9 protein-coding genes, 3 tRNA genes and 1 pseudogene are annotated in these 14,950 nt (G+C 42.3%); 8 read left to right on the top strand and 5 right to left on the bottom strand.

Annotated features, from left to right (window positions below; genetic code table 11):
* The first annotated feature begins 3 nt into the window (after nucleotides 1-3).
* The 5 genes from KUA48_RS00940 to KUA48_RS00920 all read left to right on the top strand — a co-directional run bounded on the left by KUA48_RS00940 (nucleotide 4) and on the right by KUA48_RS00920 (nucleotide 2,831).
* Nucleotides 4-633, top strand: coding sequence for an HD domain-containing protein (locus tag KUA48_RS00940; protein ID WP_118254701.1), 630 nt, complete (start codon nucleotides 4-6; stop codon nucleotides 631-633).
* A gap of 523 nt (nucleotides 634-1,156) precedes the next feature.
* Nucleotides 1,157-1,243: transfer RNA gene (locus tag KUA48_RS00935), tRNA-Ser, on the top strand.
* Nucleotides 1,244-1,270: 27 nt separating this feature from the next.
* Nucleotides 1,271-1,342, top strand: a tRNA-Glu gene (locus KUA48_RS00930).
* A gap of 69 nt (nucleotides 1,343-1,411) precedes the next feature.
* Nucleotides 1,412-1,483 (top strand) — tRNA-Glu (locus KUA48_RS00925).
* A 103-nt stretch (nucleotides 1,484-1,586) separates the two neighbouring features.
* On the top strand, nucleotides 1,587-2,831 hold the full coding sequence (locus tag KUA48_RS00920; protein ID WP_153080613.1) for a DUF5103 domain-containing protein: 1,245 nt from the start codon (nucleotides 1,587-1,589) through the stop codon (nucleotides 2,829-2,831).
* Between the two features lie 77 nt (nucleotides 2,832-2,908).
* Here the strand turns inward: KUA48_RS00920 and KUA48_RS00915 are convergent, their stop codons facing one another.
* From KUA48_RS00915 to metA, 4 genes are read right to left on the bottom strand one after another with little or no spacing between them, the layout of a single operon-like run.
* Complete coding sequence (locus KUA48_RS00915; protein ID WP_153080612.1) at nucleotides 2,909-5,290, bottom strand: TonB-dependent receptor; 2,382 nt, start codon at nucleotides 5,288-5,290, stop codon at nucleotides 2,909-2,911.
* Nucleotides 5,291-5,332: 42 nt separating this feature from the next.
* On the bottom strand, nucleotides 5,333-6,259 hold the full coding sequence (locus tag KUA48_RS00910) for a hypothetical protein (protein ID WP_022121177.1): 927 nt from the start codon (nucleotides 6,257-6,259) through the stop codon (nucleotides 5,333-5,335).
* Nucleotides 6,260-8,323 (bottom strand): U32 family peptidase, encoded by a 2,064-nt coding sequence (locus tag KUA48_RS00905; protein ID WP_218433048.1) that lies wholly within the window; start codon nucleotides 8,321-8,323, stop codon nucleotides 6,260-6,262.
* Nucleotides 8,324-8,361: 38 nt separating this feature from the next.
* Nucleotides 8,362-9,279, bottom strand: coding sequence for a homoserine O-succinyltransferase (gene metA, locus KUA48_RS00900; RefSeq protein WP_117586655.1), 918 nt, complete (start codon nucleotides 9,277-9,279; stop codon nucleotides 8,362-8,364).
* Nucleotides 9,280-9,629: 350 nt separating this feature from the next.
* Here metA and KUA48_RS00895 point away from each other — a divergent pair, with 350 nt between their 5' ends.
* The 3 genes and pseudogenes from KUA48_RS00895 (at nucleotide 9,630) to KUA48_RS00885 (ending at nucleotide 13,159) form a co-directional block, all read left to right on the top strand.
* Entirely contained in the window at nucleotides 9,630-10,964 is a 1,335-nt protein-coding gene (locus KUA48_RS00895) for a TolC family protein (protein WP_118086031.1), read from the top strand.
* 66 nt (nucleotides 10,965-11,030) lie between these two features.
* A pseudogene (locus KUA48_RS00890) lies at nucleotides 11,031-11,833 on the top strand (efflux RND transporter periplasmic adaptor subunit); the annotation flags it as partial.
* Nucleotides 11,834-11,920: 87 nt separating this feature from the next.
* Nucleotides 11,921-13,159 carry an ABC transporter permease gene (locus KUA48_RS00885; RefSeq protein ID WP_153088054.1) on the top strand — a complete coding sequence of 413 codons (1,239 nt, stop codon included), beginning with the start codon at nucleotides 11,921-11,923 and terminating at the stop codon, nucleotides 13,157-13,159.
* 293 nt (nucleotides 13,160-13,452) lie between these two features.
* Here the strand turns inward: KUA48_RS00885 and KUA48_RS00880 are convergent, their stop codons facing one another.
* The gene (locus KUA48_RS00880) at nucleotides 13,453-14,907 is read right to left on the bottom strand and encodes a hypothetical protein (RefSeq protein ID WP_089545425.1); all 1,455 of its coding nucleotides are present in this window, start codon (nucleotides 14,905-14,907) and stop codon (nucleotides 13,453-13,455) included.
* Nucleotides 14,908-14,950: the final 43 nt, after the last annotated feature.

Genomic DNA, 14,950 nt, shown 5'->3' with positions numbered 1-14,950 from the left:
TCTATGAAGCAACAGGTAAATCTCGAAATCATGGACTTTGTGGAGAAACAGATTCTCCCCAAATATAATGCTTTTGGCGAAAGTCATGGACTCAGACATGTTACCCGAGTCATCAGAAACTCTCTGAAACTGGTTCCGGTAACCGGAGCCGACATCGATATGGTGTATGTAATAGCCGCTTACCACGACCTGGGGATGAGCGGTCCGCGTGCCATTCATCATATTACCAGCGGTAAGATTCTGCAGGCAGATTCAAGACTGAAGCGCTGGTTCAATAAAGAACAGATCAAAATTATGAAAGAAGCTGTTGAGGACCATCGGGCTTCATCTAGCCGTCAGCCTCGCAGTATCTATGGCAAGATTGTGGCAGAAGCCGATCGCGATATTGATGTTCACGAAATTTTTCTGCGCGCCATACAGTATGGCAAAGAAAATAATCCAGATGATGACAAGGAGCATCAATGGGAGCGGTTCAGCCAACACATGGACGAGAAATATTCAAGAAACGGATACATCAGGTTATGGATTCCCAACTCCCCTAACGAAAAAGCGCTCAACGAACTGCGCAATATCATAGAGGACAAAACAGAGTTGAGAAAATATTTCGAAAAAATATTCGAAGAAAACAGCTAAAACATTTGGTAGTTTCAAAATATTGCATTATCTTTGCATTATCAAATAATGACTAAGATGTTTGCACCGTTGCATCGTGATGATGCATGGGTGCTAGAATGAATAAGGGTCGTTTCGGTTCGATCGGGATACTCATCAAATTACACTATTGAAACCGAGAGGACATTCTCTTGCTCATGGCGGGCCACATAAACTGCAGCAGGCAGGTAAGCTGAAAAGCCGGTGGATTACAAAGGCGGAGGACTCTCAAATGTTTATACATTCGGAGTTTCATCACATCATCGAGCGGCCCTTTCTTTTACAAGAGGCGGATTTCTGAGAAAGAAATCCGCCTCTGCTCGTTTTAGGAATAAAACACTCATAATACTAAAAGAAAACAACCCCTGATAATGTGGGAGTTACAAAGAAAATGCATTTTTATCGAAAAAAAGTTGCAAAAAGATTTGGTAGAATCAGAAAAAAGTAGTACCTTTGCACTCGCATTTGAGAACGATGCTTGGTTGATTCGGTTAAGAATCCGACTGGAAGGTTGGGTGAGTGGCTGAAACCAGCAGTTTGCTAAACTGCCGTGCGGGTTACCGTACCGGGGGTTCGAATCCCCCACCTTCCGCAAGCTATCGTACAAAAATGTATCGTTGGTCGATTCATCTAATGGTTAGGATACAAGATTCTCAATCTTGGCATAGGGGTTCGATTCCCCTATCGACTACATGTGTTTTTCATGGTATTAGATTTATAAGTCTCTATAAGTCGGGAGACCAATAGAGATTTTTTGAATGGTCGATTCATCTAATGGTTAGGATACAAGATTCTCAATCTTGGCATAGGGGTTCGATTCCCCTATCGACTACAAAAGTGTTTTCATGTATTAATTTAGATTGTTTAAGCTTGCATTTAGTTCTTTATCAAAAGGCTACTGCAAGTTATTTTTTTATATATACGTACGGAGCCATATGAAACTATTATACACTGTCATCTCCCTTCTCTTTCTGTTTACCTATCCTGCCTGGGCGCAGCAGCACGAGATATTCAACCAGCGCATCAGAACCCTACAGGTTGTAGGCGGAACGAACTGGTTATCGCTCCCAGTATCGTCACTGGACGGAGAACCTATCCATATCGATTTTGACGACATGACGCACGATTATCATCGGTACAGCTACAAGATTGAACATTGTGATGCAAACTGGAACGTATCTTCTTCGCTCTTTGAAAGCGACTATATGAGAGGCTTCAACGGCAATCAGATTATTGAAGATGTAAAGCAATCCATCAACACCAATCATCCTTACACTCATTATCATCTGGCAATTCCCAATGCCGACTGCCAACTTACCATGAGCGGCAACTACAGACTGACGGTTTATGACGACAATGCGGAAAACGAGGAAGAAGGCAAAATGTTTACAGCCTGCTGGATGATTACAGAGCCTCAGCCATTGGTTAAACTGAAGATAGAAGCTACTTCAACAACAGATATAGATATCCAGAAGGACCACCAGCAACTGAAAATGGAACTGGATCACAGCCAGCTGAGAATCACTCATCCCAACCAGCTGAACATCGTAGTGCTTCAGAACGGAAGATGGGACAATGCTGTCATCAACCCTAAACCCGACTACCTGAGTGCGGGGAAAATGAATTGGCAGCATGTAAGAGCTCTGATTTTCGATGCGGGCAATGAATACAGAAAGTTTGAGTTTCTGGATACCGATCATCCAACCATGGGAATAGACGCTATAGATTGGGATGGAAGCGACTATCAGGTAAAGGTAATGACCGACAGCCCTCGCCCCAATTACGTTTACGACGAAGCTGCCAAAGGTTCGTTTTATATCCGCAACAGCGACAACGTAGAAAACAACAACACCTGCGAATATGCACAGATTCACTTTACCCTGAAAGCTCCAAAACTGCCAGGCGATGTTTATCTGAACGCAGATTGGACCTACGGCCGTTTCCTCCCCGAATACCGGATGGAATATGATGAAATGACGAAAACCTATCACGCACGTCTCTTCATGAAGCAAGGTTATTACAGTTATCAGTATCTCATGAAGATGGAGGACGGAAGCATCAGGCTGCTCCCATCAGAAGGAGATTTCTACCAGACCCAGAACAAATACAATGTACTGGTTTACTATCGGGCTCAGAGCGACCGCACCGACCGGCTAGTAGGATATGGAGAATTAAAATAAAGGAAGGAAATAAATGAGATTAAAAAGAAAAGGAGTTCTAGCATTTCAGAATGCCGGAACTCCTTTTCTATTTAATCCTAAAAGTGGAATTTCAGATCAACACCACATTGGAAAGGATTGCCACGCTGGGCAAAATACTGTTTCTTTTTTGTTACTGCATTATCAACAGCAAAGGTATTGTAATTAGTATCTGTGAGGTTTTTACCCCAGATACTGATGCTCATCTTACTGAAATCAATATCACAATGCGCACCCATCACAAAATACATCTTCTGGCTATAGGTATTGGCATTATCCCAATAAGTCTTGCCCTGCGCATTCATATTCAATCCGAAGGTAAACTGTCCTAAATGATAGTCAGCCATGGCTGCTATCGTATGCTGAGGAACATAAGGAACCTTCTTGTCCTTATAATTCACTGTCTTATCACCCTCGCCATCAGTATATTCATCAAATACGGCGCGTGTAAAACCATAGTTTACACCCCAATCAAAAGCACCGTCGAAAGCCTGCCCCTTGAGCGCAGCTTCAATACCACAACTGTGACTCTTACCTGCATTAACCATCATTCGGCCAAAGCCATAGGTTCCTGCCATCACAGAGAGTTGCTGATTGCGAACCTGCATATAGAAGGCACTCAAATCGAAATGAAGACGATGATCAAAAAGATTAAGATGCGTTCCTACCTCATAATTCCATGAGGTTTCCGGCTTAAAGGCAATAGTCTGGTTCACCCTATCATAATCTTCATCGGTATGAGGAACGTCATAATCGCCTCGCATCGCATGCTGACGGTTAGCATTCAGTTCGGTCTGCAAGATGTCACTGAACATCTGGATATTATAACCGCCTGCACGATAGCCCTTGCTCACCGTGGCATAAACATTGCTACCCTGCTCATCAAGCTGGTAACTTAAGCCAAATTTTGGCAAGAGCTGGTTGTAATCATCACCCGTTTTGCGGTCGAGCATTGAACGCAAAGTACGAGTAGCCTCCTTGCCCATCACCTTAGCTGTTATCGCCATATAAGCATAAGTATCGTAATGAATACTTGTATGCATGAAATCGTAACGCAAACCAAGCGTTGCTTTCAAACGGGAAGAAAGATCAAACGTACTCTCGTGATAGAGACCCAAATTGCTCTGAGGAGTATGGAACAAACCCGGAGCTCCCATATCTACATTGACAGAAACTCCGCTAGCCATTGCCGGAGGCATTGCCTGCTGCATCTGACTCAGGATAACGTTACTGATAGGCTTCGTCAATGCTGAACCGAATTTTACAGGACCATTTGTCTTCAACCACACATGGGAGAAGAATGCACCCTGTGTAAGATGCCAGAAACCGAAGAAAGGCTGACGACTCTTAAATGTGAACTCCTGAGTGATAGAATTCTGCAACTGATCTTGCTGCAAGCTCAAATAATCTTCAGGAAGATAATCCTGATCCATCTTCATATTGTCATCCAGGAACTGATAGCTGGTAGTAGAAGCAAAATCCCATTTCGCTCCTTCATGACGAAGATTGACACCCGAAAGCAGCATGTTGCGGCGATAAAGCCCAGGGAATGTTGTATTTGGTAATGCAGCCTTGCCACTGTTTAAATCCAACTGACCATAAGGAAATGCATGCTGATAGACAAATTGGTAATTGGCTAGCAAATCCATGCTCCATCCTCTATCAAAACGGAACTTAAGATTAAACTTACCGCCTGCCTCATCATAATTGTCGGCATAATCGCTAGTTCCTGCACGATGGAAGAATCCCTTCTGTCCATCATAAAAAGCAGCTACCCCTAATGCGATACGAGGTGAAAGCTTCATATAATGAGCCGCTTCTACATTACGATAGAAATGAGAGCCCAATCCCAGATTAACGTAGGTGCCCTTGCTATCATAAGCATCGCGTGAATAGATGCGCACCAAACCACCTTCAGAATTCTGACCATAGAGTGTTCCCTGTGGACCACGGAGAATATCTATACGGCTGGTCTGATAATGGTGAAGATTGAAAGCAGCCTTGCTCAACACTGGAATTCCGTCAAGATAAATTCCTACAGCCGGACTGTTTATACGGCTTCCAATACCACGCACATACATGGCGTTGGTAAAACGCGAGCCATAGTTGGGCATCACAAAATTAGGAACATAGCAGGAAAGTTCGCGCAAATCGCGAGAAGCTAATCGCTGCATCTGATAAGAACCAAAGGAAGTGCTACTGAGAGGCTGTTGACGAAGACGGAAATTCTCCTTAGGCTGCGAAACAACCACAACTTCATCAATGTCATAAACTCGGCTGCTATCAGCCAGCAAGCCGTTAGCTTCTGCAAACTTTTCACTCGTACCCAATGACAGGTCAGAGCAAGTAGCCCTTTCGTTATCCGCAGCACTAGCCTGCAACGCTACCGCTGCCAAACCAATGCATACGCTCTTTTTACTATAAAATACTATTCTTTTCATAACGGGTGCAAAGGTACATATTTTTTTCTGCACCCCCTATCCTTATTTATGAGGAAACAGATAAACCCGTATGGCAAACCATATATAGGCTACGAGCAACAAATAACCTATATAATATAAGGTAGTAACACTGAAAATGATGTAATCAATGGCGCAAACACCCACTAAACCACCCAGATACAGAACTGCATCACCTGCCGGCAAACGGTGTTTCACCTCATCAACACAAGCTAATCCTACTATCAGTATCGCCCAGACTGTAGCCAGGAAAAAGCCCAGTATAGGCGGTACGGCAAAAGGATTGAGCGTAGGATGAAAATAAAAATGACGCCATACTTCTGGCAAAAACAACTGAATGGTTGCATAGAAGGTTGCTGATATCGAAACAATAAGCACCAACGCTGTAGGATATGGTGAATCAATATCATTAAAATGAACCAGTTTACCATTGCTATGGAAAATCTTACGAACTGTATAGGCTACGGCTATGAGAATAATGATAACCATGAAGATGAGCAAGTGAGTATTGCTGAAGGTCATAATGAACTCTGAAATAGGATCATCGGGCACAACCTTCGGCAGCAGACGGGACTCACGGGTCCAGCCAAACTGATTATCTTCTGTTGCCAACTGCACCCAAACTGAATCTATGGAATCCTGAGGAACCATACGAATATCCGTAACCACCAGCAGGCAGTTCTTTTGGACGGCGAAGGAGTCGATAGGCAAATTGCTCAAAAATTCTTCAGGCTGTTGCGCTATCAATTCCAGGGAATCCTTGAATACCAGAAAATTGAATTTGTTGGTATAATGATGGGTAGTAGAAAACGAAATGGAATCGAGTTGTTTATTACTGTACTCTACCATAGCTGCATGCATCTGGTGATGAGCACGGCGATGATAACAACTGCTGAACATCAAGAGGATGCCCAGCATACAAAGAATCTGTATCGTCCATTTCTTTTTCATTTATTTCTCACTATATAAGTTCATCTGACATTCGTTGCATGCAAACTCCAGACGGAAACGACGACCGTCACCCAACTGCAGAAAGAGAGGCTCTCTCCAGGATGGTTTCTTGCCTCCACGCTTCACACAGTAGCCCAACGAATAGCGGATACAATGGCGGCACTGCATCAGGAGCGATTCTCCCCTTTCGTTGGTAAACTTAGGTTGCATACTTCGGTTTGCCTTGTCTTTTTCTATATTCTCATCATATTCTTCCTGGGTCTTAGCATTCCATGCAGAAGGAATATTCTTACCCAACTCAAATGCCGGAACTACTGGCGACAGACCATGAATCTGATAAAAAACTCTTGCATCATAGTTAGCTATATTATAGAGATATCCCCATTTTCCGTATTCCGGCTGCCAAGTAAATTCCTCTTTCGTAAGTCGGTGCTCACCGGGCTGACTGAATCCAAAACCATTGTTGAACAAGGTTCTATCCCATCCACCCCACAACGACTTATCAAGCTGTTTCTGATTTGCCTTGGTAAGTTCATCTATCAATTCACGCCGGATAGCAGTGAGAATACTGTTCGGAACAAAGTATGTCTCCATTCCCTTCAGAAGTTCTACCTGGTAAGCTTCGTAAATCGTATCGCCCAGTTTGCTCATCTGAGCCTTTATATTTTCGCCTTGCGGGCGTTTCGCCTTTTCGAGTTTCAACTCTTTAAACACCTCAGCCACCTGATAAATCAAGCCACCATCAGCCTCTTTCGTCTTCATGATGTTGACAACAGCCTTTACCCCCTGTGGCTCTTCCCTGAACTTATTACCCATCACAGGCTCCATTTCTATGACAATATAGATTTTACGTTCAGCAGACTTACGAGCCAGCAAAGCCTCGAAAGCCCGATCGTTATTACGATAAAGAGCCATGCCCGGACGCATATGTTCAGGCATTCCAAACGGATAGAGGCGATTGCCCTCTACTCTGTTCACACGAAAGCCTTCCAACTCACGGTCATCATTGATAAAACACAGTCCATCGCCATTTTTAAAGCTGGCTACTGTGGCTACGTTGAAAGAAATGTTGCCACGTATTTCCTTAACCTTCCCCACAAACTCGCCGATAGCTTTCGGTGTATCGAAAGAAGCAATATCCGGCTGTCGCCCATTCAGGAAATAATGGGTAAAGCCACGATTGAAAGTCTTCTTCAGATTAGGTGTAAAATTATATTGAACATGTCCCACCGATGCACGGCGATACTTACGCGGTTCAGCTTTTACGATTGCATCGAGTTGACTGCTATAGGCAGCCACCACATTCTTGACGTAGTTGATATCTTTTAATCTTCCTTCTATCTTGAACGAAGTAGCTCCAGCATCAGCAAGATCCTTAAGATGATCAAGCTGACAAAGATCCTTGAGAGACAACAGATAACGCTGATGTTCTATCTCCTGACCATTGGAATCGAGCAGATCAAACTTCATACGACAGAACTGTGCACATTCTCCACGATTAGCAGAGCGCCCGAAACACTTCTCTGAAGCATAACATACACCCGAATAGCTTACGCAGAGCGCTCCATGTACAAAGACCTCTATTTCTCTATCAGGAATCGCCTGATGGATCGCCTTGATTTCATCGAGCGAAAGCTCACGAGCCAGAACAATACGTTTGAAACCTAACGTGGTAAGCCAATACGCCTTTTCTGGAGTTCTTACATCACACTGGGTACTGGAATGCAATTCTCTACTCCACAAATTCTGCGCCCTCACCTCAGTAAGCACACCCATATCCTGCAGCAAAAGTGCATCAACACCAATCTCATCAAGTTGCTGGATCATCTTAAGCGTATCCAACATCTCATCCTGATAGATGATAGTATTCACTGTAACATGAACCTTTGCTCCAAACTGATGAGCATAATCACACAACTGTCTGATATCTTCCAGCGAATTGCCTGCTGCTGCTCGTGCACCAAAACGAGGTGCACCAATATATACGGCATCTGCACCATGATCAATGGCAGCAATACCACATTCCAAGTTCTTGGCAGGCGCCAATAATTCTAATGTTTGCATAAGAAATCTATCTCGAAATCATCCAACTCCTTCACAAATTAACTGATTTCGTCAATATTGTAAGGAGTCTCCTGATAAACATAATAGTTGATCCAATTACTATAGAAGAGGTTGGCATGAGCACGCCATGTCACCAGAGGTTCTTCGTTCGGATCGTCATGATAATAATAATTTTTTGGCAGTTCTACATCATCACGCTTGCCCACATCACGTTTATATTCCTTATCCAGCGTGTTTGGCGCATACTCAAGATGACCCGTCACAAAGAATTCGCGGCCGTTTCTGGCCATCACAATGCTGACACCGCTTTCAGGCGATTCGGCAATGATGTCAAGTCCCGGCACTTTTTCAATATCCTCACGTCTTACCTCTGTATGGCGACTATGAGGCATATTAAAGATATCATCGAAACCGCGGAAGATTGGCTGAGACAAATCGAGAGGCTTCTGCTTAAAAATACCAAACATCTTCTTCTCTAAAGGATACTTAGGAACACCATAGAAATGATAAAGACCAGCCTGGGCACCCCAGCAGATATAGAGTGTTGAAGTAACATGGGTACGGGCCCAATCAAAAATCTCTTTGATTTCAGGCCAATATTCTACCTCTTCATAAGCCATCGTTTCGATAGGAGCACCTGTAACTATCATTCCATCAAACTTCTGTTTGGAAAGTTCCTGAAAATCCTTGTAGAACATCATCATGTGCTCTATTGGAGTATTCTTCGGCGTGTGACTTTTCAACTTCATAAAATAAACCTCTAACTGAAGAGGAGTATTCGACAGAAGACGAACGAGATCTGTCTCTGTCGTAATCTTGAGGGGCATCAAATTGAGCACACAGATTTTCAACGGACGAATCTCCTGTTTATGCGCACGACTTTCGTCCATCACGAATATATTCTCATGCTTCAGCAGTTCGATAGCTGGAAGCTTATCTGGTATTCTTAACGGCATTTATTTTATTCCTTTCTTAAAATTTTTCTGCAAAGTTACACAATTTCAGCGAAGATAACGAAAGAAGAAACATTTTTTTGAGAAATATAAATAAATTAATGTGGAAAAGTAAAAGAAATCTTTCTCTATGAAAAGGATTGTTAAAGATAAATGAGAATGTTAAACCTATCATCACGTTTTTAATCAAAAACACATATCAGTTGCAACTTTATAGGCGACGCTTACGTCAAATCTAAAAATGATGTATCCTATTAAGATTTGCAATTATGGAAAATAAGAACATTAATCCACATTTAATCAGAACAGATGCAAAGAGATCTGTAAAGATGAAAACAAAAAGTAAAAAGAGTATGAACGCAAGTTTTAAAAACATGGCGGTAGCGCTGATCATCATGTCGGCTCCTATCGCTGTACAAGCTAAGCAATGGTCACTGCAGGATTGTATCAGTTACGCACTGGCTAACAACATTCAACTGCAGAAGACTCAACTCACAAAAGCTTCAGCTCAGGAGGACTATCTGCAATCAAAGTCTGCGCTTCTGCCATCGCTCTCTGCCAGCACCAATCAAAGTGTAAACTATACGCCTTGGGTTTCTAATGGAATCAGTGGAGAAGGTTTCAGCAAAGCTTCCATCGACAAGGTATATTACAATGGCAGCTATAGTGTGATGGGCAATTACACGATTTGGAACGGTAACAAAAATAGAAATCAGGTGAAACTGAACAAGCTGGCAAAGGAAGCGGCACAACTCGATTCGACAGCACAAGCCCTCAACCTGCAAGAACAGATAGCTCAACTTTACGTACAGATACTTTACTCTACAGAGGCTATCAACGTAAACAAAGAAAGTTATCTGTCGAGTGTTCAAAACGAAGAGCGTGGTAAGGAAATGGTAAAAATTGGCAAGATGAGCCAAGCAGACTTAGCACAACTTACAGCACAGAGAGCACAAGATGAGTTTAACATCGTGCAGGCTGAAAGTAACGTTAAAAACTATAAACGACAGTTGAAGGAACTCCTGCAGATTACCAGTGAAGAAGCTTTCGACATCGCTATTCCAAGCACAACTGACCAGATGGCTCTGGCCTCTATCCCAGGAATGAACAGTGTCTATACAGCTGCGCTTCAGAATCGCCCTGAGTTTTTGAGCTATCAAAACAAACTCGACCAGAACGATCTGAACATCAAGATTGCAAAGGCAGGAAAGTTGCCAACCATCAGCGCAAATGCAGGAGCTACGACCAGCACCACATCCATGAACAAAAACGGTTGGGGCAGTCAGATGAAAACCAACTTCAGCATGGGTGGTGGAATCGGTGTCAGTATTCCTCTCTTTGATAACCGACAGACCAAGACTTCTGTCAATAAAGCACTCATTCAGCGTGAAAGCATCTTGCTCGATATAAAGAATGAGCAAACTAAGCTCTACTCTACTATCGAAAACTATTGGTTGCAGGCTAATACAAACCAAAGCCAGTTTAAGGCTGCCAAGGTGAGCAGCGAGAGTGCCCAAACAAGCTACGATCTGTTAAGTGAGCAGTTTAAACTGGGATTAAAGAACATCGTAGAATTGAGAACTGGCAAAGATAATCTTCTGAAGGCTAAACAGAACGAGCTTCAGGCAAAGTATCTTACCATTCTGAATATCAACATGTTGAAATTCTACCAAAACGGTAGAATCTAAAGAGAAAGATTGGTATTAACATCCGAAAACATATTGCAAATCATTAATAGGTATACATACATTTTTATGAAAAAACTTAGAATCAGCAAAATCTGGATTGCCATGATTGTGATAATCATCGTAGCTGTGGCAGCATGGCTGTTCTCTGGAAGTAAAAACGAAGAGCAAATAGACTTCAAGCAGGAAGCTGTAACCACACAAACATTGCAGAATAGTGTAACTGCAACCGGTACTATTGAAGCGGTAACTTCTGTAACGGTTGGTACACAGGTGAGTGGTATTGTAAACAAACTTTATGTTGATTACAATTCGCAGGTAAAAAAGGTGAAGTCATAGCTGAGCTCGACAAAACCAACCTGATGAGCGAGTTGAATACTGCCAAAGCTAACCTGGCAAGTGCGCAAAGCAGTTTGAACTATCAGAGTGCAAACATGAGCCGCTACCAGCCCCTCTATAAGAAAGGTTTGGTAAGTGCTGACGATTATGAAAATGCGCTTCTCACCTATCGCCAGGCGAAAGAGCAAGTAGCTTCGGCCAAGGAAAATGTACAGAAAGCCCAAACCAACCTGAGCTATGCTACAATTACATCCCCAATAGATGGAACTGTCATATCAAAAAGCGTAGAGGAAGGACAGACCGTAGCAGCAAGCTTCAACACTCCAGAGCTCTTTACTATCGCTAAAGATCTGACCAACATGCAGGTGATTGCAAATGTTGACGAGGCTGATATAGGCGGTGTAAAAGAAGGCGACCGCGTTAATTTTACAGTAGATGCTTATCCTGACGATGTATTCCAGGGAACAGTAAAACAGGTTCGTCTGGAAGCTACTACAACAAACAATGTAGTCACTTACGAGGTTGTCATCTCTGGCAATGTTAAGTGTTGAATGTTAAATTACTTAGCATCCAATAGCAAACGAAGTTTTCACTTAACATTTAACATTACAACAAGTAAAATGAATTATCAGAATCTTTTCAAAATAGCCATCCGCGCCATTGCTGCCAACAAAATGCGCTCTTTCCTTACCGCACTTGGCTTCATCATCGGTATTGCTGCGGTTATTACCATGCTTGCCATCGGACAAGGAAGTAAAGCCAGCATCAAGGCAAACATCGCAGAGATGGGATCAAACATGATTATGATTTCACCAGGTGCAGACATGCGTGGCGGTGTGAGACAGGATGCTTCGTCAATGGAGACGCTGAAGCAAGCCGACTATCAGAGCATCAAAGACGAATGTAATTATATCTCAGCTATTTCTCCTACTGTAAACAGTTCCGGACAGTGGATCTACGGAAACAACAACACCCAAAGTTCCATTTATGGTGTAAACCAAGACTATCTTTCCATCCGACAACTGAAAGTGGCAGATGGAGAAATGTTTACAGATACAGACATTAAGGCTGCATCTAAAGTTTGTATTTTGGGACAGACAGTAGTTGACTATCTTTTCCCTGATGGCAGCGATCCTATCGGTAAAGTTGTGCGATTTAACAGCATTCCATTCAGAGTAATCGGTGTCTTGAAGAAGAAAGGTTACAATAGTATGGGTATGGAGCTGGATGATTTAGTACTTGCCCCCTATACAACAGTAATGAAGAGAATTATGGCACAAACCTATTTAGGAGGCATCGTCTGCTCAGCTATCACCGAAGAGGCTTCTCAACCTGCCCAAGATCAGATTACAGAAATATTGCGACGCAACCACAAATTGAAAGACGCAACAGATACTACTGAAGCAGATGAAGATGACTTCAATATCCGCTCTCAAGAGGAAATTTCAAGCATGATGAATTCTACCATGTCTACAATCACCATCCTGCTCGGATCCGTGGCAGGAATCTCGCTGCTGGTAGGCGGCATCGGAATCATGAACATCATGTATGTATCTGTAACAGAACGAACCCGCGAAATAGGTCTTCGAATGAGTGTGGGCGCACGAGGTATTGATATTTTAAACCAGTTTCTGATAGAAGCTATCTTACTTTCTGTAACTGGCGGTATTATAGGAGTGATATTGGGAGTTAGTTTATCGCTCAGTCTTAACTATTTCTTCCATATAGCCACCCCAATAGAGCCTTGGAGCATTATTATGAGTTTTGCTGTCTGTACATTTACTGGCGTTTTCTTTGGATGGTATCCTGCAAAGAAGGCAGCAAGGCTCGACCCTATCGAGGCTATCAGATACGAATAAAAAAATGGGAGAACATTAAATATTCTCTGAGGTTTTTCCGAAAAATTCTTTATAATCTGCTGAATAGCTTAAAATGAGCGATTTATAAGTGTTCAACCTCAATAGAGGTAATGATTTGGCAATAGTCACAACTTCTGCAATATGCATATGTTTGCTTTGCCTAACAACTCTTTACAGTTGCAAAAATACAAAATAAAAATGAAACCACACTATGTTGGTGCAAAAAAACAATAGTCATAAAACAAAGATTAACTTCGCCTTATGACTATTGTTGTCCACATTAAACTTATTTATCATTTAATTGGTTCCGCATGCACATAGTATTCACTGTTTATAGGGTCTTCCCCGTCAGTTTTAAGTATCAGTACCATGCGAGAATGTTTTGTACGCCAATATGCTTTAATATCAGCATCTTCGGGTAGTGCCTTAAACGTTTTACACAGCGAAGCCTTTTCTGTTTCTTTTATAGTACTATGTGCTTCATAGTACTGGTCCATAATCTTCAACAGACCTTCTCTTTCACGTTCAAGCACGCCTAACATATATTCCTTGTCGTTTTTGTCTTTTGCTCCTTTCAGTACAATACGTAACTCTGCATACGGTTTTGTAATGTCTTCTTTGTAGGCAGTAGGTGGAGTTAGGATAAACTCACGGCTCTTGTCCAGCAAGCAATATTCTGTTAGTTCGGGGTTCTTGGAATTATACCTTACGTTATCCCAATCGTAACCAAAGAATCCATCATTCACCAAATAGAGCCTCTTTCGGGCTTGATAGACAATACGGCCATCTTTATAGCCATTGGCATAGACAATAGTATTGTCATGAGGCGTGAAGAAGTATGTGCTCCACCAATAGGAAGTATTCAAACAGTTTGTCTTACGTTCCATGATTCCAAAGCTATCTGGCATATCACGACAATCACTCGTCCAAGTAATTGAATCGTAGTAGTTGTAATAGGCATTATCTGAAGAGTTGAAACCATATTCATCGGTAAGCTCAAATGTTACAAGGCAGAAGGTCTGAAACACAGGGTCTGTGTTGTCTTTGTCGTCTTCTGCATAGTATGCCTTAATCTTAAACTTGCAGTTGTCGGGAACAGAACGGTCAATATCCGTATCATACGTGTAACTTTTCTTCATCATTTCCAAATCGGTTTCGGTCATGCGTTTATATACAATCATGCCATATATAGACTTGTAACCATTGCTGCCATCACTCGTCGCTCCCAATTTTTGTATGGTGTACATTAAGGTCTTGCCATTCGACTCGTCAAGCTTAAGAATCTGCATGTATCTGCTGTCTGTTGTCTGCTTGTTGCTGCCAAACAGTATGAAGCCTTTGTCCATGTCATAAGTCCATGATACACGACTGAAACAAAAGGCTGGCAAGGCATCACTATAAAAATAACTAAAAGCTTGCTGTGATGTCTCAAACCAAAAGTGTGTAGGGCTGCCACCAAATCTGTCTTTCCAAAATTCCTCCTTGCTCAACTTTCCGTTTTCCTGTACCTCATAAGTGGCAATACTCTCCCAACCATAGCCCTTGACCTTACTCTGTATTTCTTCTGCTGCTATTGGCTTTCTCCCTTTTAGCACACAGCACCCCTCATCATTAACAGTATAGGTTTGGTTGAATAGATTCATATCCAACTTACATTGCTCAACACTCAATTCCTCAGACTTATCGCAACTGCCAAATACAACAGTGCAAGCTACGATGAGTGCTATTAACCAAAACTTCTTAGTCATAATAATCCAAATTTAAAGATTTTACATATAGACAGATTACGGA

The organism is Segatella copri, assembly GCF_019249795.2.
Taxonomy (GTDB): Bacteria; Bacteroidota; Bacteroidia; order Bacteroidales; family Bacteroidaceae; genus Prevotella; species Prevotella copri_B.
The sequence above is the reverse complement of the archived record's forward strand: the minus strand, read 5'-3'. Positions and strand labels throughout refer to the sequence as shown.